The sequence below is a fragment of the Micromonospora sp. NPDC007220 genome (genome assembly GCF_040634035.1).
Classification (GTDB): domain Bacteria; phylum Actinomycetota; class Actinomycetes; order Mycobacteriales; family Micromonosporaceae; genus Micromonospora; species Micromonospora reichwaldensis.
The window spans coordinates 456,497-482,140 of the sequence record NZ_JBEYEU010000002.1; the positions used below are offsets into that span (position 1 = coordinate 456,497).

The window sequence follows — 25,644 nt, forward strand, 5'->3', positions numbered from 1 at the left end:
GCCTTGCGCTCCGGACCCTAACGTAGACTCAATAGACCCTTGAGGGCCGACGTCGTCCCGATCGAGATCCACCCTGAGCGACGACAGGAGGCCCGGTGGCCTTTCCGTACCCTCACAGCAGCCCGAAGCAGGCCCCGCACCTCGGCCCGGGAGCGCCTGCGGCCGGGCTCTACGACCCCGCGCAGGAGCACGACGCCTGCGGTGTGGCCTTCGTGGCGGACCTGCACGGGCGGCGCTCGCACGCGGTCGTGGTCAACGGCCTCGACGCGCTCTGCCGGCTGGACCACCGGGGAGCCCGAGGCGCGGAACCCAACACCGGCGACGGCGCGGGCATCATGATCCAGATTCCGGACGCGTTTTTGCGCGCGGTGGTGGACTTCCCGCTGCCGCCCGCCGGCGAGTACGCCACCGGCCTGGTCTTCCTTCCCGACGACGACGCCGCCGAGGCCCGCGCGCGCCGCGTGGTGGAGAAGTACGCGCTGGTCGAGGGGGCCGACGTGCTCGGCTGGCGGGACGTGCCGGTCGACCCGAGCGGCCTCGGCGAGACCGCCCTCGCGGCGATGCCCCGGGTGCGGCAGCTCTTCCTCGCCGCGCGCCGGCTCACGGGCTCGGCGGCCGGGCCGGCCGGGTCGCCGCTGGGCGGCGTCGAGCTGGAGCGGGTCGCGTTCTGCGTGCGCAAGCAGGCCGAGCGGGAGAGCGCCGAGCGGGGCGTGCCGGCCTACTTCCCGTCGCTGTCCGGGCGGACCATGGTGTTCAAGGGCATGCTCACTCCCGACCAGCTCCCGGCGTTCTATCCGGAGCTGGCCGACGCGCGGGTGGAGAGCGCGATCGCGCTGGTGCACTCCCGGTTCTCCACGAACACGTTCCCGTCCTGGCCGCTGGCGCACCCGTACCGGCTCATCGCGCACAACGGCGAGATCAACACGATCCGGGGCAACCGGAACTGGATGCAGGCCCGCGAGGCGCTGCTCCGCACCCCGAACTTTCCCGGCAACATCCGCCGGGTCTTTCCGGTCTGCACCCCCGCCGCCTCCGACTCGGCGAACTTCGACGAGGTCCTCGAGCTGCTGCACCTGGCCGGGCGGAGCCTGCCGCACGCCGTGCTGATGATGATCCCGGAGGCGTGGGAGAACGACCCCGACATGGCCGTCGACAAGCGCGCCTTCTACCGCTTCCACGCGAGCCTGATGGAGCCGTGGGACGGGCCGGCCTCGGTCGCCTTCACCGACGGCGAGGTCGTCGGCGCCGTGCTGGACCGCAACGGGCTGCGCCCGGGGCGCTGGTGGCGTACGGACGACGGGCTCGTGGTGCTCGGCAGCGAGGCGGGCGTGCTCGACCTCGACCCGGCCCGGGTGGTCGCCAAGGGCCGCCTCCAGCCGGGCAAGATGTTCCTGGTCGACACCGTCGCCGGCCGCATCGTGCACGACGAGGAGATCAAGGCGGAGCTGGCGGCCGAGCAGCCGTACGCCGACTGGCTGCACGCCGGCCTGATCGAGCTGACCGACCTGCCCCCGCGCCGGCACACCGTCTACACCCACGACTCGGTACGCCGCCGCCAGCAGACCTTCGGCTACAGCGAGGAGGAGCTGAAGATCCTGCTCGCGCCGATGGCGCGTACGGGCGCCGAGCCGCTCGGCTCGATGGGCACCGACACCCCGATCGCCCCGCTCTCCACCCGGCCGCGGCTGCTCTACGACTACTTCCACCAGCTCTTCGCGCAGGTCACCAACCCGCCGCTGGACGCCATCCGCGAGGAGCTGGTGACCAGCCTGGCGTCCACCATCGGCCCGGAGGGCAACCTGCTCGACCCGGGCCCGGCGAGCTGCCGGCAGATCGTGCTGCCGTACCCGGTGATCGACAACGACGAGCTGGCGAAGATCCTCTCCATCGACGAGGACGGCGACCTGCCGGGCTTCAAGGCGGTGCGGGTCTCCGGGCTCTACCGGGTCCGGGAGGGCGGCGCCGGCATCAAGGCCCGGCTGACGGAGATCTGCCGGCACGTCTCCGAGGCCATCGAGGACGGCGTACGCATCCTGGTGCTGTCGGACCGGGACTCCAACGCCGACCTCGCCCCCATCCCGTCGCTGCTGCTCACCGCCGCCGTGCACCAGCACCTCGTGCGCGAGCAGACCCGCACCCAGGTGGCGTTGATCGTCGAGTCCGGCGACTGCCGCGAGGTGCACCACGCGGCGGTGCTGATCGGCTACGGCGCGGCGGCGGTGAACCCGTACCTGGCGTTCGAGTCGGTGGAGGACATGATCTCCACCGGGGCGCTGGTCGGCACGGATCCGGCCAAGGCCGTGCGCAACTACGTCAAGGGCCTCGGCAAGGGCGTCCTGAAGATCATGTCCAAGATGGGCATCTCGACGGTGTCGTCGTACTGCGGGGCGCAGGTATTCGAGGCCGTCGGGCTGGACGCCAAGCTGGTCCAGCGCTACTTCCGGGGCACCCCGAGCAAGATCGGCGGGATCGGGCTGGACGGCATCCACGCCGAGGTCGCCGCCCGGCACGCCGTGGCATGGCCGCCGCCGGGCGCCGTGGCGTCCGACCGGCTGGAGGTCGGTGGCGAGTACCAGTGGCGCCGCGAGGGCGAGCTGCACCTGTTCAACCCGGAGACGGTCTTCCTGCTCCAGCACGCCACCCGCAGCCGCCAGTACGACGTCTTCCGCCAGTACACGGCCAAGGTCGACGAGCTGGCCGCGGCGGCCGGCTCGCTGCGCGGGCTGTTCACGCTGCGTACGGGCGTGCGGCCCCCGGTGCCGCTCGACGAGGTCGAACCGGCCACCGAGATCGTCAAGCGGTTCGCCACCGGCGCCATGTCGTACGGGTCGATCTCGGCGGAGGCGCACGAGACCCTCGCGATCGCGATGAACCGCCTCGGCGGCAAGTCCAACACCGGCGAGGGCGGCGAGGACGTCGAGCGGCTGCACGACCCGGCCCGCCGCTCCGCCGTGAAGCAGATCGCCAGCGGCCGGTTCGGGGTGACCAGCGAATACCTGGTCAACGCCGACGATCTCCAGATCAAGATGGCGCAGGGCGCCAAGCCCGGCGAAGGCGGGCAGCTGCCCGGCAACAAGGTCTGGCCGTGGATCGCCCGTACCCGGCACGCCACGCCGGGCGTCGGCCTGATCTCCCCGCCCCCGCACCACGACATCTACTCCATCGAGGACCTCGCGCAGCTCGTCCACGACCTGAAGTGCGTCAACCCGTCCGCCCGGGTGCACGTCAAGCTCGTCAGCGAGGTCGGCGTCGGCACCGTCGCGGCGGGCGTGGCCAAGCTCAAGGCCGACGTCATCCTGATCTCCGGCCACGACGGCGGCACCGGCGCGTCCCCGCTGAACTCGCTCAAGCACGCCGGCACCCCCTGGGAGCTGGGGCTGGCCGAGGCGCAGCAGACGCTGCTGCTCAACAAGCTGCGCGACCGGGTCACCGTGCAGGTCGACGGGCAGCTCAAGACCGGCCGCGACGTGCTGGTCGCGGCGCTGCTCGGCGCCGAGGAGTTCGGCTTCGCCACCGCGCCGCTGATCGTCGAGGGCTGCGTGATGATGCGCGTCTGCCACCTCGACACCTGCCCGGTCGGGATCGCCACCCAGAACCCGGTGCTGCGGGAACGCTTCACCGGCCGGCCGGAGTTCGTGGAGAACTTCTTCCTGTTCCTCGCCGAGGAGGTCCGCGGCTACCTGGCCGAGCTGGGCCTGCGGTCGATCGAGGAGGCCATCGGGCAGGCCGAGCTGCTCGACGTCGCCCCGGCGATCGCGCACTGGAAGGCCGGCGGGCTGGACCTGACCCCCGTGCTGCACCTGCCGGAGCTGCCGGCCGGGGCCGCGCGCCGGGGCGTACGGGCCCAGGACCACGGGCTGGAGCTGGCGCTGGACAACGAGCTGATCGCCCTGGCCGGGCCGGCGCTGGCCGACGGTACGCCGGTGCGGGTGGAGGTGGCGGTGCGCAACGAGCACCGCAGCGTCGGCGCGATGCTCGGCGGCGAGGTGACCCGCCGCTTCGGCGGGGCCGGCCTGCCCGCCGACACGATCGAGTTCACGCTGCGCGGCACCGCCGGCCAGTCGTTCGGCGCGTTCCTGCCGGGCGGGGTGACCCTCCGGCTGCACGGCGACGCCAACGACTACGTGGGCAAGGGCCTCTCCGGCGGTCGGCTCGTCGTGCGGCCGGACGCCGCCGCCCCCTTCCTCGACGGCGAGGCCGAGCCGGGGCAGCGGGCCGAGGACCAGACCATCGCCGGCAACACCATCCTCTACGGGGCCACCGCGGGCGAGCTGTTCCTGCGCGGCCGGGTGGGGGAGCGGTTCGCCGTACGCAACTCGGGCGCGGTGACCGTCGTCGAGGGCGTCGGTGACCACGGTTGCGAGTACATGACCGGTGGGACCGTGGTGGTGCTGGGCCCGACCGGCCGCAACTTCGCCGCCGGCATGTCCGGCGGCATGGCCTTCGTGCACCGGCTGGACCGCCGCCGGGTCAACGCGGAGCTGGTCGACCTGGCGCCGCTGTCCGGGGAGGAGCAGGCGGTGCTGCACGAGCTGGTGCAGCGGCACTTCGCCGAGACCGACTCGGCGGTCGCCGAGGGGCTGCTCAAGCGCTGGCCGGAAGCGGTGGCGGAGTTCACCGCCGTGGTGCCCCGGGACTACCGCCGGGTGCTGGAGATCATGCGGGCCGCCGAAGCCGCCGGCCGCGACGTCGACGACGCGGTGATGAGCGCACTCGCGGTGAATGCCGCCCCAGCTGCGCAGTCGGCGCCCTCCGCTTCGTCTGTTCCGACCCTGCCCGCCCCGCGGGTGACGGTCCAGGAGGTGGCTCGTGCCTGACCCGAACGGTTTCCTGCGCTACGACCGGCGGCTGCCCGCGCGCCGCCCGGTGCCGGTGCGGATCAGCGACTGGCGCGAGGTGTACCCGCCGGCAGGCGAGGAGCTCATCCGCGAGCAGGCCACCCGCTGCATGGACTGCGGCATCCCGTTCTGCCACGACGGCTGCCCGCTGGGCAACCGCATCCCGGACTGGAACGACCTGGTCCGCACGGGCAACTGGGACGCCGCGGTGGACTCGCTGCACGCCACCAACAACTTCCCCGAGTTCACCGGCCGGCTCTGCCCGGCGCCCTGCGAGGCGGCCTGCGTGCTCGGCATCGGTGGCGGGCAGCCGGTCACCATCAAGCAGGTCGAGGTGGAGATCGCCGACGCGGCCGTCGTCCGGGGCGGCCTGCTGCCGCGCCCGGCCCCGGCGCCGACGGGCCGCTCGGTCGCCGTGGTCGGCTCCGGGCCCGCCGGCCTCGCCGCCGCGCAGCAGCTCGCCCGCGCCGGTCACGCCGTCACGGTGTACGAGCGCGACGACGCGATCGGCGGCCTCCTGCGGTACGGCATCCCCGACTTCAAGCTGGAGAAGGTCCACATCGACCGGCGGCTGGCCCAGCTCTCCGCCGAGGGGGTGCGCTTCCGCACCGGGGTGAACGTCGGCGTGGACGTCACCGCCGAGCAGTTGCGCGCCGAGCACGACGCCGTGCTGCTCGCCTGCGGCGCGCTGCGGGGCCGGGACACCCCCGAGACGCCGGGGCGCGGGCTGCGTGGCGTACACCAGGCGATGGACCACCTCGTCGCGGCCAACCGGGTGGTCGCCGCGGCGGCGGGCGGCCGGCCCGACACGGCGGTGCTGCCCGACGGCAACCCGATCGACGCGGCCGGGAAGCACATCGTGATCATCGGTGGCGGCGACACGGCGGCGGACTGCCTGGGCGTGGCGCACCGCCAGGGCGCGGCCGGCGTACACCAGTTGGACCTCTACCCGCAGCCGCCGCAGGCGCGCGACGAGGCCCGGGACCCGTGGCCCACGTGGCCGTGGCTGCTGCGCAGCTATCCGGCGCACGAGGAGGGCGGCGAGCGGGTCTTCGCCGTCGCGGTCCAGGAGTTCGTCGACGACGGCACCGGCCAGGTGCGGGCGGTGCGGATCGCCGAGGTGACCGTGGAGAAGCGCGACGGGCGGCGCATCGTCACCCCGGTGCCCGGCTCGGAGCGGGAGTTGCCGGCCGACCTGGTGCTGCTGGCGATCGGCTTCGAGGGCACCGAGGAGCAGCCGCTGCTCGACCAGCTCGGGGTCGGCCGCAACGCCCGTGGCGCGATCGACGCCCGGTCCGACTGGCAGACCGGCACCGACGGTGTCTTCGTCGCCGGCGACATGCACCGGGGCGCCTCGCTGATCGTCTGGGCGATCGCCGAGGGCCGCGCCGCGGCCGCCGCCATCCACGCCCACCTGGGCGGGACGGGCACCCTGCCGGCCCCGGTGGATCCGGCCCGCCAGCCCCTGGCCGCGCGCTGACCGGCGATCCCGGCTTGTCCCGGGCGGGCCTGTCCCGAAGAGACCTGTTCCAGCGGCCTGTCTCGGGCGGGCCTGTCTTGGGCGGGCCCGTCTCGGACGGGCTTGTCGCCGGCCTTGCCGGCGCTCGGCGCCCTGCCGGTTGTTCGGTGTCCGCGCTGTCGAGCTGATGTCGTAGACGGATCAGGGCTTCGGCTACGCCGTGCACACCCTGGGTGGGCGCCGCTCGGGGTTGGTCGGCGTCCGTCGCGTGGACGGCGGGTGGCGTCCGTCCCGTGGACGGCGGGTGAATCGTCTACGACATCACCTCGACAGCGTCGACCGACCTGTCCGTGGACCGCATCGTGCGCGCCGCCATCGACGTGGCCGACGGAGGCATCCCGCCCGGCGCGTGCACGGTCCGCCTCTGGCGCACCGGGCGCGGGTACCCGCCCGTGAGTCGGCGGGCACCCGCACCCGCTCAGCGGGTCAGGAGCTGGTGCGACTTGCGGAGCTTGGTCCAGGACTTCGGTTCGGCCGGCGGGCCGGCCTTGCGGGCGGCGCCGGGCACGTCCGGCCGACCGGGGGTGAGCAGCCAGGTGGTGAAGAAGTCGTCCAGGTCCAGACCGGAGATCCGTTCGGCCAGGGCCTGGAACTGGGCGGTGGTGGCGTTGCCGTGTCGGTGCGCGGCCGTCCAGGCCGGCAGGAGTGCGAAGAACGCCTCGTCGCCGATGGCCAGCCGCAGCTGGTGCACCGTCATCGCGCCCCGGTCGTAGACGGCGGCGTCGAAGATCCTGCCCGGCCCGGGTGCGCCCGGCGGCACCTGCCAGAACCCGTCGTCGGCCGGGTAGCTGGCGTACGTGAAGTCGAACAGCTCCTGGGCGGTGCCCTCGCCCTGCTCCTCCGACCAGAGCCACTCCGCGTACGAGGCGAAGCCCTCGTTCAGCCAGATGTCGCTCCAGTCCGTCAGCGAGACCGAGTTGCCGAACCACTGGTGGGCCTGCTCGTGCACCACCACGTAGGTGTTGGCGCCCCGGCGCCAGAAGCCCGGCCCGTACACCGGGCGGGTCTGCGTCTCCAGGGCGAAGCCGATGCCGTCGACGGGCCCGGCCACGCCGCCCTGCGCCTCGAACGGGTACGGCCCGAAGATCCCGCTGCACCACTCGACGACCTCGGCCGTGCGCCCGATGCTGGCCCGCGCGGCCGGCCCCAGCTCGCCGAGGCCGGCGCTGTACGCGTTCACCACCGGCTGCCCGTTCGGCGCGGTGTCGGTGACGATGTCGTACTGGCCGATGGCGAGGAAGGACAGGTAGGTGGCGGTGGGTGAGGTGGTCCGCCAGCTCCACCGGGTGCGGTTGCCCGCCTCGGCCAGCGGCGGGCGGGGCTGGACGCCGTTGCTGATCACCTCGACGCCGGTCGGCACCGAGACGGAGACGTCGAAGGTGGCCTTGTCCTGCGGGTGGTCGTTGCTGGGGAACCACCACCAGGCCGACTCCGGCTCGTTGACCACCATCGCCCCGTCGGCGGTGCGGGTCCAGCCGGTGTAGCCGCCGACCAGTGTCTCCGACGGCACGCCCGAGTAGCGCACCACGATGGTGAGCTGCTTGCCGGCCGTGATCGCGCGGCGCGGGGTGACCGCCAGCTCGTGCACGCCCTCGCGGGTGGCCGTGGCCTGCCAGCCGTCGACCCGTACCGACTCGACGTCGAGCAGGAAGTCCAGGTTGAACCGGGACAGGTCCTCGGTGGCCCGGGCCAGGATCGTGGTGGTGCCGGTGAGCAGGTCGGTCGCCGGGTCGTAGCGCAGCCGGACGTCGTAGTGCTGGACGTCGTAGCCGCCGTTGCCGTAGTCGGGGAAGTAGCTGTCGCCCAGTCCCGGGCCGCCGGGTTGCGGTGCGGCGGCGGGGACGGGCCGGCCCAGGGCCGGTGGGGCGGCCTGGCCGGGGGTGCCGGCGACCAGGCCGCCGGCGGTGGTGACGGTCAGGGCGGCGATGGCCGCCGTGAGAGCGCGTCGCACGGGGTGGACTCCCTCCGTCGGGGTGTACGCACCGGCCAACCTAATCGACGATCGTGAACATGTTGGTCCCGTCGCCCGATCCGACCCATTCCATTGATCTGAATGTTTCGATAGCATTACCGCCTGGTAACAAGCCCCCGTCCCTGGCCACGCGCGCGGTCACCGGGCCCACCACCCCCTGTCCCGTGGAGGTCCCCCTCATGCCCCACCGCCCGCTGGCCCGTGCCCTCGCCACGCTGGTCGCCCTGTCCACCGCCGCCCTCGGCGCGCTGCTCGCCCCCGGCACCGCCCAGGCCGCCGCAGCCGTCAACTACGTGGCCCTCGGCGACTCCTACTCCTCCGGCGTCGGCGCCGGCCCGTACGAACCGTCCACCTGCCTGCGCAGCCAGAAGTCGTACGCCCCGCTGTGGGCCGCCGCCAACGCGGTCACCAGCTTCACGTTCCCCGCCTGCGGCGGCGCCGTCACCTCCGACGTCATCAACAACCAGGTCGGCTCGCTGAGCGCCAGCACCACCCTGGTCACCATCACCATCGGCGGCAACGACGCCGGCTTCGCCGACGTGATCACCAGCTGCCGCTTCGGCAGCACGTCGAGCTGCACCAACGCCGTCAACGAGTCGAAGGCGTTCGCCACCACCACGCTGCCCGGCCGGCTGGACGCCACGTACGCGGCCATCCGGAACCGGGCCCCGAACGCGCGGCTGATCGTGCTCGGCTACCCGCGCCTGTTCGAGACCGGCTCCTGCGGGCTGCTGGCGATGAGCACCTACAAGCGGACCATCCTCAACGAGGCCGCCGACGTGCTCGCCACCGTCATCTCCGGCCGGGCCGCCGCGGCCGGCGCCACGTTCGCCGACACCCGCCCCTACTTCGCCGGGCACGGGGTCTGCGCGGCCGACCCGTGGATCCGTGACGTCAGCGGCGTCATCGAGGCGTACCACCCCGACGCCGACGGCTACCGGTACGGCTACCTGCCGGCCCTCAACGCCGTCACCGGCTGACCGCCCTGTTCACGTGTAAGGAAGGGCACCTTCCTGTCGTTTTTCGTATCGGAAGGTGCCCTTCCTTACCCGTGCGTCAGAGGGAGTGCCGGCGGCGGCGTGTTCGTCCGACGCGCCCGCCTCGCCACTGTCCGGGTGTCGCCGGTGTCCGTTAGGGTCCTTGGGGACCAGGCGGGCGACGGCGACGGGAGCGGGAAGTGGGCAGGCTCGCGTCGGCGTACGGGCAGGCGGTCGCGGCGCACCGGGCGGCCCGGGCGCACCTCGACACCGCCCGCCGGGCGCTCGCCGGGCAGGCGCCCCAGGCCGCCCCGGCCGGCGCACCCGAACTGGTCACCCGGCTCGCGGCACTCGGCGGCGCGCTCGCCACCCCGACCCCCGGGGCCACCCCCGTGACCGCGGTCCCCGTACCCGTCCGCGTCGGCGAGGCGTCCACCCCGGACGGTGCCTTCCCCGTCCTCGTACCGCTGGGTGGCGGCCACCACCTCGCCGTCGACGCGGACGCCCGCGACCCCCGGGTGGCCGGCCTGCTGCGGGCGCTCGTGCTGCGGCTGCTCGCCACCGCGCCGACCGGCGGCGTGCGGGTCGCCGGCATCGACACCGCCGCGCTTGGCGCCACCTTCGGGCCGCTGCGCCCGCTCATCGACGCCGGCGTGCTCGATCCGCCGGCCACCGGCGAGGCCGAGGTGGCCGCCCTGCTCGACGCCGCCGAGCGGCACGCCCGCGCCGCCCGGCACGCCGACCGCCCCGACCAGGAGCTGCTGCTGGTCGTCGCCGCGTCGGCGCCGCCGCCGCGCGAGGCGGCCCGGCTCGCCGCGCTCACCCACGCCGGCCCGGCCGCCGCGGTCTGCGTGCTGGTCGCCGGCCGGCCCACCGCCGCGTCGGCGGAGCCGGCACCGCAGCTCGGCGCCACCACCACGATCCGGCTGACCGAGCGGTACGCCCACGTCGGCGACCCGCCGGGGGCCCCGTTCAGCCACGACGGCAGTGGACTGGCCGCCCCCGTGCTGCTCGACGGCGACCCGCCGGCGGCGTCGGTGGCCGCCCTCGCCGCGCACCTCGGCGCCGCCGCCCGACGCAGCGACACCGTGGATTTCGCCGAGCTGCTGCCCGAGCGGCGGTGGGCCGAGTCGGCGGGCAACGGGCTGCGCACCGTGGTCGGCCGCGCGGGCCGCGACCCGGTCACCGTCGCCTTCGACGACGCCACCCCGCACTGGCTCGTGGGCGGGCGCACCGGCGCCGGCAAGACCGTCTTCCTGCTCGACGTCCTCTACGGGCTGGCCGCCCGCTACTCGCCGGCCGAGCTCCGGCTCTACCTGCTCGACTTCAAGGAGGGGGTGAGCTTCACCGAGTTCGTCCCCACCCCCCGCGACCCGTCCTGGCTGCCGCACGCCCGTGCGGTCGGCATCGAGTCCGACCGGGAGTACGGCGTCGCCGTGCTGCGCGAGCTGCGCCGCGAGCTGTCCCGGCGGGCCACCGTCCTCAAGCGGCACGGCGTCACCAAGCTCGCCGACCTGCCCCGCGACACCCCGGTGCCCCGGATCGTGGCGGTGATCGACGAGTTCCACGTGCTTCTCACCGGCAACGACGCGCTGGCCCGCGAGTCGGTCGACCTGCTGGAGGAGCTGGCCCGCAAGGGTCGCTCGTACGGCGTGCACCTGGTGCTGGCCAGCCAGAGCATGACCGGCGTCGAGGCGCTCTACGGCCGGGCCGAGGCGATCTTCGGCCAGTTCGCGCTCCGGGTGGCGCTGCCCGGTGGCGGCGGGGTGCTCGACCCGCTGAACGAGTCCGCCCTGACCCTGCCGGTCGGCTCGGCCGTGCTCAACACCGCGGCCGGCGCGGTCGGTGCCGACACGATCGTCCGCTTCCCGGACGCGCACGCCGCCGCCGGGGAGTTGGCCGGGCTGCGCCACGAGCTGTGGCAGGCCCGAGCGGCAGGCGCGCGCGCCCCGTCGGTCTTCAAGGGCTACGAGGCCGCCCACGTCGAGGACGACCCGACCTTCGCCGGGCTGCGTCCGGGCGGGCGCCGCCCGCTGGCCCTGGTCGGGCGTACGGTCGACGTGGAGGGCACCTCCGCGCTGTTCATGATGGACGCGACCCCGGGCCGGCACCTGGCCGTGGTCGGCACCTCGGCCACCGGCGCGGAGGTGCTGCGCGCGGCCACCCTGAGTCTCGCCCGGCAGCACGCTCCGGGCGACGCCCGGTTCCTGCTCGCCTCGCTGGTCACCGCCGCCGAGTCAGCCGCCGACGACACCGCCGCGACCCTGGCCGCCGCCGGCCACCCGGTCGACCGCCTCGACGCGACCGACCTGCGCCGCCACCTCGGCACCCTCGCCGCCGCGCTGTCGACGCCAGGCGCAACGGCCGGCCCCGCCACGACGGCGCAAGGGGTGGGGGAGGCCGGGCCGGGCGCGAGCCGCACCTATCTCGTCGTCTTCGGCGTCGACGCCGCCAGCGGGCTGCTCGCCGCCACCGACCCGGACACGTTCCGCTCCGGCCACGACGACCTGCGGGCCGTGCTGCGTCAGGGGCCGGGGCAGGGGACGCACCTGCTCGGCTGGTGGCGGGGGCTGCGCCGCCTCGCCGACGACCTTGGCGGCGCCCACAACCGCGACGACGTCGCCTGCCTGGTCGCGCTGAACGTGCCCGGCGCCGAGCTGGGCCTGCACCTCGGCGTGCACGACCTCGCGTACGCGCCCCGGCCCGACCGGGCGCTCCTGGTCGACCGGCACGACCAGCGCACCCGGCTCATCGTGCCGTTCGCCCGCGAGGGGCACGGCCCGGACGGGGAGGACTGAGGCGGTGTCCACCTTCGAGGAGTACGCGGCGCTGGCCCGGCAACTCGCCGAGCGGCGACAGGCCGGCGAGCGCGGTGCCGCCGCCGACGCCGACCGGCGCCGCAACCTGCACGCCGCCGCGGACTACCTCCAGCACCGGCTCACCGCCCAGGGGCAGCGCCTCGACCAGCTCGGCCAGGCCATCGGCATCCCGGCGTCCAGCGTGCCCACCGGCGCCGCACCCACGCCCTCCACCGTCCCCGGCGCAGGGCCGCCCGCCGGCGTCCCCGATTCCGCACCCACGTTCCCTGCCGTTCCCGGCGCCGGTGCGCCCGGCACCTCGGCCGGCGACGGTGGTCGAGGTGGCGCCCCGTTCGCCGGCGTCGGGCCGGGGGAGGGGGAGCCCGCCAGCGCAGCCGGCGCGCCGGGGCGGCCGGGCGTCGGGGCGTACCCCCAGGTCGGGGTGGGGGAGACGAGGCTGGCGCTGCCGACGGCCGCGAGCCCGGCGGCGGGCGGGGTGCCGGCCCCGCGCCCGGCGGAGGTCGACCCGACCGTCGAGCTGGAGCTGGCCCGACGCTACGCGGACGAGTCCGACCGGCACGGGCAGCAGACCGAGCTGCTCGCGCAGCGACCGGCGCTGCTGCCCGGCTGGTCGCCGGTGGCCCGGTCGGTCACCGTCTACGCGGGCTGCGCGGCCGTGGGCGCGATCCTCATGATGATCATGGTGCTCGCCTCCGGCGTCGGCCTGGTCGACGGTTTCACCCTCGGCGCGTGGATCTGCGCGGGTCTGCCCGCGCTCTCCTTCTTCGCCGGCTACCTGGTGCTCGGCCGATGGGGGCGACCGGCCATGGTCGCCGGCACGCCGCCCCGCTACGTGCACCTGGGCTTCCTGATCTGCTTCGCGGCCGTGCCGGTCGCCTACGTGGCCTTCCTGCTGCTGTTCCGCGTGATGCGCTGACCGCGAGCACGGCGGGACCGGTTCAGCAGCTCTGAGTTGGCAGCAGTGGATCAGCGCTGCTCACTGCTGATCCGGGCGATCTCCTGAGCGATCAGATCGTCGGCACTGATGACGCCGGACGCGACATCTCGAAGCCTGTCCTGCCAGTCCTCGTCGAACTCCGCTCCTTCGAGGGCGGCGTTGGCGGAGGCGAGGACCACGGCTGTCTCGACGCTCGCCACCTGCCGGGCGTAGTACGCCCTCATGAGGTCGACGTCGACCTGCTCGGTGGAGGGGGCGGACTCGGGCAACGCGCCACGCGCGACACGCCACGGAAGCTCGTTGTGCGTCATCGTCGACAGTTCAGCGGCGGAGAATCGGCCGTACGCCTCGGTCACCCAGTGAACCGTGTCGACCTGGGCGGGTGCCAGGCGGGATGCTTCGCCGAGCGGCCACTCGGTGACGGTCAGTTGACCGCGATGATGGCGGTAGAGGTGCGGGACCACCGGGCCTTCGCGCCATGCCTCGATCGGCTCCTGGAAAAGCGGGTGGCCCGTCCGCGCCAGGTGCCATCCCTGGCAGTAGTAGACGAGCTTCTCCAGCTTCATCGCCGTCATGGCCCCGAGGTCGCCCAGCACCGCCGCTGCGACGTCATGCGCCGTTGCCACCGATGGCACCCTCTCTGCAGGTTCTGTCTGAGAGCCTAACGAGTCGGACCGACAGTGCGGGTCCGACGGCGTCGGATCGGCAGAACCAGCAGATCCCGGAAGCTGTCGCGCCGCGTAGGTGACCCGCGGCGGTCAGCGGGAGCGGGCCGGCACCCAGTCCGTGAAGCGCCCGTGCAGGTCCGCCGACTGCGCGCCGGGGTAGTGCTGCGCGAGCTGGTCGGCGGCGGCTTCTTCGCGCAGCGTCACGAGGTGGACCATGAGCCCCGGCATGTCGCCCCGGTACTTCGCGAGGAGAAGCAGCTTCGCCGGGGAACAGGGCCAGGCGATCCCGCAGGCCCGGCAGCGCCACGTCGGGCGGGACGGTACGTGGTCGCGGACGGGCGTGTTCACCGGCTGGTCCCCGCGCTCCGCCGGGCCGGAGCGCGCCGCTGCGCCGAGGGTGAACGCGCGGCCGAGGGCGCCTGCGTGGGACGCATCCCGTCGGGTCGCACGTACAACTCGCGGCGGTCAATCGCCTGGCCGCGCGCGTCGAGCTGGTACACCTCGACCCACGCCCAGCCGTGGTAGGTGACGAGGTCGGTTCGCTCGCGGATCACCCGTACCGTGATCGGCTTCGCGAACTGCGGCGACGCCTCGCGCGTCAGCAGGTACACGCCAGGGCTGACCCGAGGCGTCCCGTCCTCGCGGGTGCTGGCCGTCGCGGCGGCGGGGCGCGTCGCCCAGCGCGACGCCGGTACGGCATTCGCGGGCCTCGGCACGGGCACGGGGCCTCCCTCCATCGGTGTCGGAATCGGGACGCGCGCTCGGCAGGGCCCCTGCGACGTGTGCGCCCGCCGAGTCCTGAGGGGGCCGATTCCGCCGGGCGCGCCGTCCTCCTTCCACCCTGGACGAACACCCCCTAGGCTCGGAACAGTCACCGCGTGATCGCGGAACGTAGCGTGCGGTTTCGGGCCGGGGGAGAACGGTGTGGAGATTCGTGGAAGGGTGTGGAAGCCGTGGGAATCTCGCCGTCGGAGTACCTGCTTCGTGAGCTGAGGCGACGCCGGTCGGCCGCCGGGTTGACCCAGGCGCAGCTCGGTGAGCTGGTCTTCTGCTCGGACTCCCAGGTGAGCGCGATCGAGACCGGGACGAAGCCACCCACCCTGCCCTACCTGGCCGCCGTCGACGGGGCGCTGGACACCGGCGGATACTTCGCGACGCTCTGGAACGAGCTGGTCAAGGGCGACGGCGCGCCGGTCTGGCTGCGCGAGCTGATACAGATCGAGCGGGACGCGACCGCTCTGCGCTGGTACGAGCACGCCTTCGTGCCGGGACTGCTCCAGACGGAGGCGTACGCGCGAGCGACCTTCCGGGCGGCGCGGACGCCGGTCGCCGAGTTGGACCAGCGGGTAGCCGCGCGGATGGAGCGGCAGGCGGTGCTCGCCCGGGAACCGAGCCCTCTGCTCTTCGTGGTGCTGGACGAGATGGTCGTCCGGCGGGAGTGCGGTGGTCCCGACGTGATGGCCGAGCAGCTCGAACACCTGCTGACCTGCGCCGAGCAGCCGCATATCCAGGTGCAGGTCGTGCCGTTGTCTGCTGGTATCTACTCAGGACTGGCGGGAGCGTTCATCCTGGCCGATCTGCCCGACGGCTCGCGTGCGGGCTACGTGGACAATCAGCTGGCCGCGCAGATCGTGGGGCAGCCGGATCTGGTTGCTAGCCTGGGCGTGTCGTGGGACGCGGTCCGCGGCGAAGCCCTCCCGTTGGGGCAATCACTCGACGTACTCAGGGAAGCGGCGAAGGCATGGACATCCTGACCGGTGCGCGCTGGCGCAAGTCGTCCCGTTCGTCGACAAACGGCGGGGCCTGCGTCGAGGTTGCCGACAATCTGCCCGGCGTCGTCGGCGTACGGGATTCGAAGGACCCGGCTGGTCCCGCGCTGGTCTTCACCCCGACCGCCTGGCGGGTTTTCGTCGCCCAGCTCACCGACCGCGCCTGACAACCCGCCGGGAGTTCGTCGCCCTCACTGGCGATCCCGGCCGCTGTAACCCCGATGCGAACTGAGGTTCCTCAGAGCGGGGAAGCGGGGGAGGCGTCCTCGGCGACATTCAACAGGTGGCACCGGACGATCGCCCGGCAGGAGGTGGCCAGGAGCAGCCCGAGGCCGATGGCCAGGACCGTCAGCCCGATGTCGAACGGCAGTCGCGCCATCAGGTCCAGCGAGCTCTGTTCGCCGATCACCGCGAAGCTCGCCGCCACCACCGACAGAGCGGTGACCAGGGTGCCCACGGCAGCGACCATCCCGGTCATCGCCGCCACCACGCTGCGCCGTGCCCACAGCGCGGCCACGGCGGCCAGCAGCAGCCAACCGAAGGTGAGCAGGGTCCAGCCACCCCCGTCGCTGAGTGACGCGTAGGCCCAGCCGGAGAAGGACCAGATGGCGCGGCTGCTCGGCCGGAACCAGGGCATCAGATATCCGGCGAGGGTGAGCAGGGTGGCCACGAGCATGCCAACGTCGATCGCGAACAGCGGGAGCCTGGAGTTCTGCTCAGCCGTGGACATGACGCCCTCCCCGTCCGTGCGGTACGGGCAGCATTATAGGCCGTGGATCACCTGGGCCTCCGCCGTAGCTGCGCGCCGGGCCGGTGCCGATTAGGCGCGTTCGACGACAATGACCGGAATCTCCCGCTCGGTCTCCTTCTGGTAGCGGGCGTACGTCGGGAAGACCTCGGTCATGACCTGCCAAAGCCGGGGCCGCTCCTCGGCGGTGGCGGTACGCGCCGTGCCCCGGAACTTCTCGGCCCCGACCTGCACCTCCACCTTCGGGTCGGCGCACAGGTTGAGGTACCAGTGCGGGTGCCGCGCCGCGCCGCCGTTCGACGCCACCAGCAGGTAGCGGTCGTCGTCGCGGCCGTAGATGAGCGCGGTGCGCCGCAGCGTGCCGGACCGGCGCCCCCGGGTGGTGAGCAGCAGGCTGTCGTAGCCGTGGAATTTTCCGCCGTCGGCGCCGTCGGTCTCCAGGTAGCGCTGCACGTGGCCGGCCACCCACTCCACCGGACTGTCCTGAATGGTTTCCCCCATCGGCCCAGCCTAGCGGTCGCGCCGCGACGGCGAGGGCCCCGCGCCGGGACGGTCAGGGGTCCGTGAGCAGCAGCCAGTCATCGTCCAGCGGGGCGACGGTCGTGCCCTCGGGCCAGACGTGCGAGCCGGCGGCCGTCGCCCGCGCCTGGTCCACCAGGGGACGGCGGGCGAACGTCGCCCCGTCGAAGGTCGCCGGGCCGTGGAAGCGGGCCCGACCGAAGTTCGCCGCTCCCTCGAAGCGGGTCCGCTCGAACCAGGTCTGGTCACCGAACTCGGTCCACCGGAACAGGGCCAGGTCCGCGAAGCGGGTCTGCCGGAACCCGGCGTAGCCGGTGAAGGTGGCGTGGTCCATCGAGACCCCGCTCAGGAAGACCGCCTCGCGGAAGGTCGCGCTCTCGGTGAATCGGGACGCGTCGAAGCTCGCCGTCCGGTGGAAGGTGACGCCCCGGAAGGAGGCCCGGGCGACGGTGGCGTGCCGGCACGACAGGCCGCCGGCGAGGTCGGCGCCGTCGAAGCTGACCCGGCCGGTGATCCGGGCGCGGTCGAGGACGATCTCGGCGTCGCCGCGCAGGTCGTCGCAGGCCAGGTCCGCGAAGGTCGCGCCGAGGGAGAGCCGCCCGCGTACGGTCGCGCCGACCAGGCTGGTGGTGCCGGCGCAGACCGCGCCGGTGAGGTCCGCGTCGTCCAGGGTGCAGCCGGTCGCGTCGAACCCGTCGAGCCGGGCGCCGGTCAGGTCCAGCCTGACCCCGGGCCAGTAGGCGTCGTCGTCCGCGCGCAGGTGCCGGGTCAGGACCCGCTGGGCGGTGCGGCGCACCTCCGCCTCGCGCGCGTCGTCTTCCGGCGCCGGCATCCGCAGGTACGCGCAGAGCACCGCCACGATCGTCTCCCGCTGGGCGGGATTGTCCTGCCCGAGCCGCTCCAGGGCATGCAGGCCGCCCAGGCGTACGGCTGCGTTGTCGTTGCCGAGCAGCGCGACGGCGCTGGTGTACAGCTCGGTCAGCCGGCGCTCGGCGGCGTCGTGCTCGGCGGCCTCGGCCTGCCGCTCCTGGTGGTGCTGCCCGGCCTCGGCGACCGCCTCCGCGTGCGCCTGCACCCGTTCCCGGTGCGCCTGGTCCTGCGCGGCGACGGCCTCCTGGTGCCGCTGGGCGCGCTCGCCGATCCACTGTCGCCGGGCGGCCAGCAGCAGCGCGAGCCCGCCGCCGGTGCCGGCGACCACGGTCAGCCCGGTGCGGATGGCGTCGATGCGCAGCGTCGCGCGGGTGTCCGGTTGGGCGGCGCGGTCGGCCTCGCCGAGCAGCCAGTCGAGCACCAGCCAGCCGAGCAGCGCGGCGAGGAGCAGCCCGACGAGCACCAGCCACCACGGCATCACCCGCAGCGGCTCTTCACGGGGCGGTGTCGGGCGCACGGGTCACAGCATGCCACCGCGCTCGGCCCGACGTGGGGCACCGTCCGCCGTGGACGGTGACTGCCTGGATTGCCGGTTTGTGCTCCCGGCGCGACAAGAGGTTACCGGGCCGTAACTTGTTATTGACGATGATGGATTACGGCCATCATCATCGTCTCCACGATCGATCGGAACCACCCCCACCCCCGTCCCGCCCGGTTGCACCGGGTTCCTCCATGGGAGGTGCAGCTTTGCTGCTCCGAAAGATCGTCCCCGCCCTCGCCGTCATGATCGCCGCCGTGCTCGCCGCCCCCGCCACGGCCGCTGTCGCGGCCCCCGACCGGCCCGCGGCCAGCACCGACCGGAGCGCCGCCGACCCGGCCGCCTCCGCCTCCGCCGTCGGGGACGGCGTCACCAGCACCGCCGCCGAGATCGCCGCCGCCGCGGCAGGTAACCCCGTCATCGTCGTTGGTGGCCTCAGCGGCATCGCCTCCGCCTACGGGCCGCTGGCCTCCCGGCTGCGCGTCGACGGGTACCGGGTCTGGGTCTACCAGCTGCCCAACCTCGGGCTCGGCGACATCCCCACCTCGGCCCGCGCGTTCAGCAGCTTCGTCGGGCAGGTCCGCGCGTCGACCGGCGCGGCCAAGGTCGACGTCGTCGCCCACTCCGAGGGCGGCCTGGTGTCCCGGTACTTCATCAAGAGCCTGGGCGGGGCCAGCAGCGTCGACCGCTACGTCAGCCTCGGCACCCCGCAGTACGGCACGTACGTGGCCAACATCGTGAAGTTCCTCGGCCTGGGCAGCTGCGCCGGCATCGTCGCCTGCCAGCAGATGTCGATCGGCTCGTCGTTCCTCGCCGGCCTCAATGCGGGCGACGACACCCCTGGCACGGTCCGCTGGACGGCGGTGCGCACCCTCCAGGACGAGCTGGTGCGCCCCGTCGACAACGCCACACTGGCCGACGGAGCGACCAACGTGCTGATCCAGTCGGCGTGCCCCCTGCGGGTCGTCGGGCACCTCGGCCTGGTGCTCGACGGCACCACGTACACGGTGATCCGGCAGGCGCTGCGCGGGGAGGCGATCCGCCCCAACTGCCTCGCCCTGTAGCGGGCGGGGGCGGGCGGCCGTGCGCCGCCCGCCCCGCCCCGCGTCAGGCGGCCTTGGCGAGGGCCTCGTACTCGTCGTCGGTCAGCTGCACCTCGGCGGCGGCCACGTTCTCCTCCAGGTGCGCCACCGACGACGTGCCCGGGATCGGCAGCATCACCGGCGACCGGCGCAGCAGCCAGGCGAGCGCGAGCTGGGCGGGCGTCGCGCCGTGCCCGGTGCTGATCGCGTCCAGCGGACCGCCCGGCCGCGCCAGGTTGCCGGTGGCGATCGGGAACCAGGGGATGAACGCGAGGTCGTTGCGCTCGCAGTGCTCCAGGACGGCCTCCGCGCTGCGGTCCGCCAGGTTGTAGAGGTTCTGCACCGAGACGATCGGGGTGACGGCGCGGGCCGCCTCGATCTGCTCGACGGTCACCTCGGACAGGCCGATGTGCCGGATCTTGCCCTCCTGCTTGAGCAGCGCCAGCTCCCCGAGCTGGTCGGCGAGCGGCACCTGCGGGTCGATCCGGTGCAGCTGGTAGAGCCCGATGGCCTCCAGGCCGAGGTGCCGCAGGCTCAGCTCGCACTGCTGGCGCAGGTACTCCGGGCGCCCCACCGGACGCCAGTCGCCCGGGCCGGAGCGGGTCAGGCCGGCCTTGGTCGCGATGACCAGGTCGTCGGCGTACGGGTGCAGGGCCTCGCGGATCAGCAGCTCGCTGACGAACGGCCCGTAGGAGTCGGCCGTGTCGATGAACGTCACCCCCAGCTCGTACGCCCGGCGCAGCACCCGTACGGCCTCGGCCGGGTCCTTCGGGTCGCCCCACACGCCGGGGCCGGTGAGCTGCATCGCCCCGTAGCCGAGCCGGTCGACCTGGAGGTCGCCCCCGATCCGATACGTCCCCGAGGCCTTCGCGGGCTGCTTGCCGGCGTCATTCGTCATGCGTGGATTCCCATCCTGTCGTCCGTCTCCGGCGGTCGATCCCACCACCGAGAGGCTTTCCCGACGATCGTCGCCCACACCACCACCGGGGCGGATCGAGACCGGGATCACCCGCCGTAGGGCCGGACGCGGCCGGCGCGTCCCGGGTGCCCCGGGGCCCGCCACGACACGGCGCGACGTTGCCACAACCGGGCCGGGCGGGGGACGAAGTTGACCGGAGCGCCCGTGCCGGCCGGCTGCCCGTGCGACGCTGGCCGTGCCGGCTCGACGTCGACCACGGGCGTACGCCCCGCCGGTCGACCGAGCGCACGTCGCCGCGTGCGGCGCGACGCGGGAGGGAACGCCATGACGGGAGTGCCGCAGGTCGACTTCGCGCTCGACACGTACGAATGCATCGTGCTGTATCCCGGCGCGGCCGGGCGGGCGCTGCCGGCGGAGACGGTGCAGCGGTTGCAGGCCGAGCACCTCGCGCACATGCAGGCCCTGCAACGGCGGGGGATCATCCTGCTTGCCGGCTCGGTGGACGGCCCGGCCCGCGAACCGGACCCGCCGATCGGCTTCGGCCTGGCCCGCACCGGCTCCGTGGACGACGTACGCAGCGTGATGGAGGCCGACCCGGCCGTCCAGGCGGGGCTCTACCGGGTGGACGTGCTGACCTTCCTCTGCCCGGAGGGCTCGCTGGAGTTCCCGCTGGTCAAGACGCAGAGCTGAGCCCCCGGTACGGGAGACCGCCGGCCTGCCGCGCCGCCGCGGCCCGAGCACCGCCCCCAACGGAGCGCCCCGCCGTCGACCTGCGGGCCGGGGCGGAGCCGACTGGGACGGCCGGCGGATCCGGCGCGGGCGCGCGGGGGAGGCCGTGGCGGCGTCGGGCGGAACGGCGGGGAGCACCCGGCTGCCCGGTAGCGCCGGGGGCGTACGATTCCCGGCGCGCGGTCGCCGATGCCCGCCGCCTCAACGTTCCGGCGTGGGTTCCGCCCGCCGGCTGCGCGCGTGACGCGCGTCGTTGGACAATGTTCCGCAGTCCGCAAGGGGTCGGCCCACAGCCAGACCCGGAGGAGAGACTAGCCTGATGGGCGTGACACGCCGCGCGAAGATCGTCTGCACTCTTGGTCCTGCCACCTCGTCGCCGGAGCGCATCCGGGGCCTCGTCGAGGCCGGCATGAACGTGGCGAGACTCAACTTCAGCCACGGGAGCCACGAGGATCACGAGGCGGTGTACCGGCTGGTCCGCGAGGCCGCGGAAGCGGCCGGACGGCCGGTGGCCGTGCTCGCCGACCTCCAGGGCCCGAAGATCCGGCTCGGCCGGTTCGCCGACGGCCCGCACGAGTGGCGCACCGGCGACTCGGTCGTCATCACCGGTGACGACATCCTCGGCACCAAGGAGCGGGTCTCCTGCACCTACCGCAAGCTTCCGCAGGAGGTCAAGCCCGGCGACCGGCTGCTGATCGACGACGGCCGGGTCGCCGTCGAGGTCACCGACGTCACCGGCAACGACATCCGCTGCCTGGTCACCGAGGGCGGCCCGGTCTCCAACAACAAGGGCGTCTCGCTGCCGAACGTGGCGGTCAGCGTGCCGGCGATGTCCGAGAAGGACGCCGAGGACCTGCGTTTCGCCCTCGGCCTGGGCGTCGACCTGATCGCGCTCTCCTTCGTCCGCTCGGCGGACGACATCAAGCTGGTGCACGGCATCATGGCCGAGGAGGGCGTGCACCGGCCGGTGCTGGCCAAGGTGGAGAAGCCCGAGGCGGTCGACTGCCTGGAGCAGATCGTGCTGGCCTTCGACGGCGTCATGGTCGCCCGCGGCGACCTCGGCGTGGAGCTGCCGCTGGACCAGGTGCCGCTGGTGCAGAAGCGTGCCGTGCAGCTCTGCCGGGAGAACGCCAAGCCGGTCATCGTGGCCACCCAGATGCTCGACTCCATGATCGAGAACTCCCGGCCGACCCGCGCCGAGGCCTCCGACGTCGCCAACGCCGTGCTCGACGGCGCGGACGCGGTGATGCTCTCCGGCGAGACCAGCGTCGGCAAGTACCCGGTGCTCACCGTCAGCACCATGGCGAAGATCGTCACCACCACCGAGTCCGGCTCGATCGGCGTGCCGCGCCTCCAGCACGACCCCCGTACGCACGGTGGCGCGCTGACCGTCGCCGCCTCCTCGATCTCCCGGGCCATCGGCGCGAAGGCACTGGTCGCCTTCTCGCAGACCGGCGACACCGTGCGGCGGCTGTCCCGGCTGCACTGCGACCTGCCGCTGCTCGCCTTCACCCCGGTGCCCGAGGTGCGCAACCAGCTCGCCCTCTCCTGGGGCGTGGAGACGTTCCTGATGCCGTTCGTCGAGCACACCGACGACATGTTCCGCCAGGTCGACCAGGCGCTGCTCGGGCTCGACCGGGCCAACCCCGGCGACTACGTGGTGATCGTCGCCGGCAGCCCGCCCGGCACCCCCGGCTCGACCAACACGCTGCGCGTACACCAGCTCGGATCGCTGGTCGACGCGGCGTCGGCGCGGGCCTTGCAGTGAGCGACGCGGACGTCGCGGTCGGGCAGGCCGCGGTCGACCAGCTCCTGGAGGTGCTCGACCTGGAGCACACCGGCGGGATGACCTTCCGGGGGATGAGCCCCCCGGTCGGTCCCCAGCGGGTGTACGGCGGCCAGGTCGCCGGCCAGGCGCTGGTCGCCGCCGGACGCACCGTCGACCCGGCCCGCTTCGTGCACTCCCTGCACGGCTACTTCGTCCGCCCGGGCGATCCGGCCGAGCCGATCGTGTACGAGGTGGAGAACGTCCGCGACGGCCGCTCCTTCTCGGTGCGCCGCTCGGTGGCGCTCCAGCACGACAAGCCGATCTTCTTCATGTCGGCGTCGTTCCAGCGGACGGAGGAGGGCCTGGACCACCAGGCCCCCACCCCGCCCGACGTGCCGGCGCCGGACGAGGTCCCGACGATGGCCGACCGGCTCGCCCGCTACCCGGAGCGGCTCGGCATCTGGGCGCAGATCCCGCGCCCGATCGACGTCCGCTACGTCGGCGAGCCCGGCTGGGTACGTCCCGGCGACCGCCCCGCCGACCCCCACCAGCGGGTCTGGATGCGCATCGACGGGAAGCTGCCCGAGGATCCGCTGCTGCACGCCTGCGCGCTCACGTACGCCTCCGATCTGACGTTGCTGGACTCGGTGCTCTCCGTGCACGGCGAGGTCTGGGGCCCGGGCGGCGTGGTCGGGGCCAGCCTCGACCACGCGCTCTGGTTCCACCGGCCGTTCCGCGCCGACGAGTGGTTCCTCTACGACTGCTGGAGCCCGTCGGCCTCCGGCGCCCGAGGGCTCGCCACCGGCCGCATGTTCACCACCGACGGGCACCACATCGCCAGCGCCGTGCAGGAGGGGCTGCTGCGCCGCGTCGGAGACTGACCGTCCGACCGTCGTGGCCCGACCCGTCGGGCTCGCCACCAGCGTCGTCTCCGAGGCCGCCCGCGCATCGCCACCGGCCGATCGGTCGAGGGGTGATCGTCCGGGCGGGTCGGTCAGGCGACTAACCTTGCCGCATGCGCCTCTCCGCCCGGGTCGACTACGCCCTCCGCGCGGTCGCCGAGCTCGCCTCGGTGACCGCCGACGCCGGGCCCGGGCGAAGCCGGCCCGTGACCGCCGACCAGATCGCCCGCGCCCAGGAGATCCCGCCGAAGTTCCTGGAAAGCATCCTGCTGCAACTGCGCCGGGGCGGCATCGTGCAGGCCCAGCGCGGCCCGGAGGGCGGCTACTGGCTGGCCCGACCGGCCGGGGAGATCTCGCTGGCCGAGGTGATCCGGGTGATCGACGGCCCGCTCGCGCACGTACGCGGGCAGCGGCCCGAGGAACTTGGCTACCACGGGGCGGCGCGGGCCCTCCAGGAGGTCTGGATCGCCCTGCGGGCCAGCGAGCGCGAAATCCTGGAACTGGTCACCGTCGCCGACGTGGCCGGCGGCACCCTGCCGGGCCGGGTCGTCGAGCTGGCCGCCGACCCCCGCGCCTGGACCTGACCCGCACCGCTTCCGGATCGCGTTGACTTCTTGCCCGCTTCGGGATCGCGCTCGTCGCCGCCCCGGCCGGTTGGCGGGCGGCGTCTGTCGTCTCACTGACCGGTTGGAGGCTTGACCGGGGCACGCCCCGTGCCGCATTGTCGACCAAGTCGATAGGAGATACCGAAAAGTCAGGGGGCGCTCGTGCGCAAGCTGCTGGTCCTCGCGCTGGTCGGGCTCGCCGCGCAACTCGTCGACGGCGCCCTCGGCATGGCGTACGGGCTGACCTCCTCCACGTTGCTGCTGCTCGTCGGGGTGGCGCCGGCCGCCGCGTCGGCGTCCGTGCACCTGGCCGAGATCGGCACCACGCTCGCCGCCGGGGTGTCGCACTGGCGGTTCGGCAACGTCGACTGGCGGGTGGTCGGCCGGATCGCCTTCCCCGGAGCCGTGGGCGCGTTCGCTGGCGCGACCTTCCTCAGCTCGATCTCCACCGAGTCGGCCGCCCCGTGGATGGCCGGCATCCTGTTCACCCTCGGCGCGTACCTGCTGGTGCGCTTCTCCCGGCCGCTGCGCACCGACCGGCGCGGCGGCCAGCTGCGCAGCCGCTTCCTCGGCCCGCTCGGCCTGGTCGCCGGCTTCGTCGACGCCACCGGCGGCGGCGGGTGGGGCCCGGTCGCCACGCCGGCCCTGCTGGTCAGCGGGCGGATGGAGCCGCGCAAGGTGATCGGCTCGGTGGACACGTCCGAGTTCGTGGTCGCCGGCGCCGCCAGCCTCGGCTTCCTGATCGGCCTCGGCTCCGAGGGCTTCCTGCTGCCCATGGTCGCCGCGCTGCTCGTCGGCGGCCTGATCGCCGCGCCCATCGCGGCCTGGCTGGTGCGCATCGTCCCCGCCCAACTGCTCGGCGCGGCGATCGGCGGCGTGATCGTGCTGACCAACGCCCGTACGCTGATGCGCTCGGCCGACCTCGGCGGCCCGGCCCGGCCGGCCGTCTACGCGCTGCTGGCCGTCGCCTGGGCTGCCGCCCTGGCCCTGGCCGTCCGGGCGCTGCTGCGCACCCGCCGCCAGCGCGCCGTCGCCGCGACCGCCTTGGCGGCCGACGCCCTGAGCCCGGCGACCGTCCCTCCGGCGACCGCTTCCCCGGCAGACGTCCCCTCGGCGGCCGTCGCCTCGGCGGCTGCCCTGGCCGGGGAACGTCTCCCGACGGCTGTCCCCGCGACGGCTGCCCCGGCCGAGGACCGTCTCCCGACTCCGGCGGCGGTCCCCTCGCTCAACAACCGCTGACCCCCGCCCCGGCGCCGCCCGCCCTGCCCTGCCCCGCATCGCGTCGCCCCGCATCGCATCGCATCGCATCGCGTAGATCTTGGTAGGAACGTGCCCCTCCAGGGGCCGATTCCTACCAAGATCTCCACCGGCACCGGCACCGGCACCGGCACCGGCACCGGCACCGGCACCGGCACCGGCACCGGCACCGGCACCGGCACCGGCACCGGCACCGGCACCGGCACCG

The 25,644-nt window shown here is 73.8% G+C and carries 21 protein-coding genes; 13 read left to right on the forward strand and 8 right to left on the reverse strand.

What is annotated here, in order from left to right; translation table 11 throughout:
• Window positions 1–95 precede the first annotated feature (95 nt).
• Window positions 96–4,817, forward strand: coding sequence for a glutamate synthase large subunit (gene gltB / locus ABZ573_RS08240; RefSeq protein WP_358116682.1), 4,722 nt, complete (start codon window positions 96–98; stop codon window positions 4,815–4,817).
• A complete protein-coding gene (locus ABZ573_RS08245) occupies window positions 4,810–6,318 on the forward strand; it encodes a glutamate synthase subunit beta (RefSeq protein WP_151456317.1) in 1,509 nt (502 codons plus the stop codon). The genes gltB and ABZ573_RS08245 overlap by 8 nt, the downstream gene beginning before the upstream one ends.
• Before the next feature lie 457 nt (window positions 6,319–6,775).
• Here the strand turns inward: ABZ573_RS08245 and ABZ573_RS08250 are convergent, their stop codons facing one another.
• The gene (locus tag ABZ573_RS08250) at window positions 6,776–8,308 is read right to left on the reverse strand and encodes a M1 family metallopeptidase (protein WP_358116685.1); all 1,533 of its coding nucleotides are present in this window, start codon (window positions 8,306–8,308) and stop codon (window positions 6,776–6,778) included.
• A gap of 200 nt (window positions 8,309–8,508) precedes the next feature.
• Here ABZ573_RS08250 and ABZ573_RS08255 point away from each other — a divergent pair, with 200 nt between their 5' ends.
• The 3 genes from ABZ573_RS08255 to ABZ573_RS08265 all read left to right on the forward strand — a co-directional run bounded on the left by ABZ573_RS08255 (window position 8,509) and on the right by ABZ573_RS08265 (window position 13,041).
• Complete coding sequence (locus tag ABZ573_RS08255) at window positions 8,509–9,309, forward strand: SGNH/GDSL hydrolase family protein (RefSeq protein ID WP_358116688.1); 801 nt, start codon at window positions 8,509–8,511, stop codon at window positions 9,307–9,309.
• A 197-nt stretch (window positions 9,310–9,506) separates the two neighbouring features.
• On the forward strand, window positions 9,507–12,104 hold the full coding sequence (locus ABZ573_RS08260; RefSeq protein ID WP_327029095.1) for an FtsK/SpoIIIE domain-containing protein: 2,598 nt from the start codon (window positions 9,507–9,509) through the stop codon (window positions 12,102–12,104).
• A gap of 4 nt (window positions 12,105–12,108) precedes the next feature.
• Window positions 12,109–13,041: a hypothetical protein gene (locus ABZ573_RS08265; RefSeq protein ID WP_358116691.1), complete on the forward strand. Its 933-nt coding sequence runs from the start codon at window positions 12,109–12,111 to the stop codon at window positions 13,039–13,041.
• 50 nt (window positions 13,042–13,091) lie between these two features.
• Here the strand turns inward: ABZ573_RS08265 and ABZ573_RS08270 are convergent, their stop codons facing one another.
• The 3 genes from ABZ573_RS08270 to ABZ573_RS08280 form a co-directional block, all read right to left on the reverse strand.
• The gene (locus ABZ573_RS08270) at window positions 13,092–13,688 is read right to left on the reverse strand and encodes a type II toxin-antitoxin system antitoxin SocA domain-containing protein (RefSeq protein ID WP_151457391.1); all 597 of its coding nucleotides are present in this window, start codon (window positions 13,686–13,688) and stop codon (window positions 13,092–13,094) included.
• A 132-nt stretch (window positions 13,689–13,820) separates the two neighbouring features.
• Window positions 13,821–14,078 (reverse strand): flavin reductase, encoded by a 258-nt coding sequence (locus ABZ573_RS08275; RefSeq protein ID WP_151457392.1) that lies wholly within the window; start codon window positions 14,076–14,078, stop codon window positions 13,821–13,823.
• Entirely contained in the window at window positions 14,075–14,452 is a 378-nt protein-coding gene (locus ABZ573_RS08280; protein WP_225852511.1) for a hypothetical protein, read from the reverse strand. The genes ABZ573_RS08275 and ABZ573_RS08280 overlap by 4 nt, the downstream gene beginning before the upstream one ends.
• Before the next feature lie 231 nt (window positions 14,453–14,683).
• Between ABZ573_RS08280 and ABZ573_RS08285 the strand changes: the two genes are divergently transcribed.
• Both ABZ573_RS08285 and ABZ573_RS08290 read left to right on the forward strand, forming a co-directional pair.
• Window positions 14,684–15,484, forward strand: coding sequence for a helix-turn-helix transcriptional regulator (locus ABZ573_RS08285; RefSeq protein WP_358116696.1), 801 nt, complete (start codon window positions 14,684–14,686; stop codon window positions 15,482–15,484).
• Window positions 15,472–15,666, forward strand: coding sequence for a DUF397 domain-containing protein (locus ABZ573_RS08290; protein ID WP_358116699.1), 195 nt, complete (start codon window positions 15,472–15,474; stop codon window positions 15,664–15,666). Before ABZ573_RS08285 ends, ABZ573_RS08290 begins: the two co-directional genes overlap by 13 nt.
• A gap of 71 nt (window positions 15,667–15,737) precedes the next feature.
• On the opposite strand, the gene ABZ573_RS08295 is transcribed toward ABZ573_RS08290, so the two are convergent.
• From ABZ573_RS08295 to ABZ573_RS08305, 3 genes are all read right to left on the reverse strand, one after another.
• Entirely contained in the window at window positions 15,738–16,229 is a 492-nt protein-coding gene (locus ABZ573_RS08295) for a hypothetical protein (protein ID WP_358116702.1), read from the reverse strand.
• Window positions 16,230–16,319: 90 nt separating this feature from the next.
• Window positions 16,320–16,748 (reverse strand): nitroreductase family deazaflavin-dependent oxidoreductase, encoded by a 429-nt coding sequence (locus tag ABZ573_RS08300; RefSeq protein ID WP_358116705.1) that lies wholly within the window; start codon window positions 16,746–16,748, stop codon window positions 16,320–16,322.
• A gap of 52 nt (window positions 16,749–16,800) precedes the next feature.
• Entirely contained in the window at window positions 16,801–18,153 is a 1,353-nt protein-coding gene (locus ABZ573_RS08305) for a pentapeptide repeat-containing protein (protein WP_358116708.1), read from the reverse strand.
• 230 nt (window positions 18,154–18,383) lie between these two features.
• Between ABZ573_RS08305 and ABZ573_RS08310 the strand changes: the two genes are divergently transcribed.
• Window positions 18,384–19,238 carry an alpha/beta fold hydrolase gene (locus tag ABZ573_RS08310; protein WP_358116711.1) on the forward strand — a complete coding sequence of 285 codons (855 nt, stop codon included), beginning with the start codon at window positions 18,384–18,386 and terminating at the stop codon, window positions 19,236–19,238.
• Between the two features lie 43 nt (window positions 19,239–19,281).
• On the opposite strand, the gene ABZ573_RS08315 is transcribed toward ABZ573_RS08310, so the two are convergent.
• Window positions 19,282–20,154, reverse strand: coding sequence for an aldo/keto reductase (locus tag ABZ573_RS08315; RefSeq protein ID WP_151456956.1), 873 nt, complete (start codon window positions 20,152–20,154; stop codon window positions 19,282–19,284).
• 345 nt (window positions 20,155–20,499) lie between these two features.
• On the opposite strand from ABZ573_RS08315, the gene ABZ573_RS08320 reads away from it, so the two are divergent.
• The 5 genes from ABZ573_RS08320 to ABZ573_RS08340 all read left to right on the forward strand — a co-directional run bounded on the left by ABZ573_RS08320 (window position 20,500) and on the right by ABZ573_RS08340 (window position 25,418).
• Window positions 20,500–20,865, forward strand: a complete 366-nt coding sequence (locus ABZ573_RS08320; protein ID WP_358116714.1) for a YciI family protein — start codon at window positions 20,500–20,502, stop codon at window positions 20,863–20,865.
• A gap of 358 nt (window positions 20,866–21,223) precedes the next feature.
• Complete coding sequence (gene pyk, locus ABZ573_RS08325; RefSeq protein ID WP_151456958.1) at window positions 21,224–22,672, forward strand: pyruvate kinase; 1,449 nt, start codon at window positions 21,224–21,226, stop codon at window positions 22,670–22,672.
• Window positions 22,669–23,553, forward strand: a complete 885-nt coding sequence (locus ABZ573_RS08330; RefSeq protein WP_151456959.1) for an acyl-CoA thioesterase II — start codon at window positions 22,669–22,671, stop codon at window positions 23,551–23,553. Before pyk ends, ABZ573_RS08330 begins: the two co-directional genes overlap by 4 nt.
• A gap of 134 nt (window positions 23,554–23,687) precedes the next feature.
• Window positions 23,688–24,158 carry an Rrf2 family transcriptional regulator gene (locus ABZ573_RS08335; RefSeq protein WP_311413602.1) on the forward strand — a complete coding sequence of 157 codons (471 nt, stop codon included), beginning with the start codon at window positions 23,688–23,690 and terminating at the stop codon, window positions 24,156–24,158.
• Between the two features lie 183 nt (window positions 24,159–24,341).
• Window positions 24,342–25,418, forward strand: a complete 1,077-nt coding sequence (locus ABZ573_RS08340; protein WP_327029087.1) for a sulfite exporter TauE/SafE family protein — start codon at window positions 24,342–24,344, stop codon at window positions 25,416–25,418.
• The last annotated feature ends 226 nt before the right edge of the window (window positions 25,419–25,644 follow it).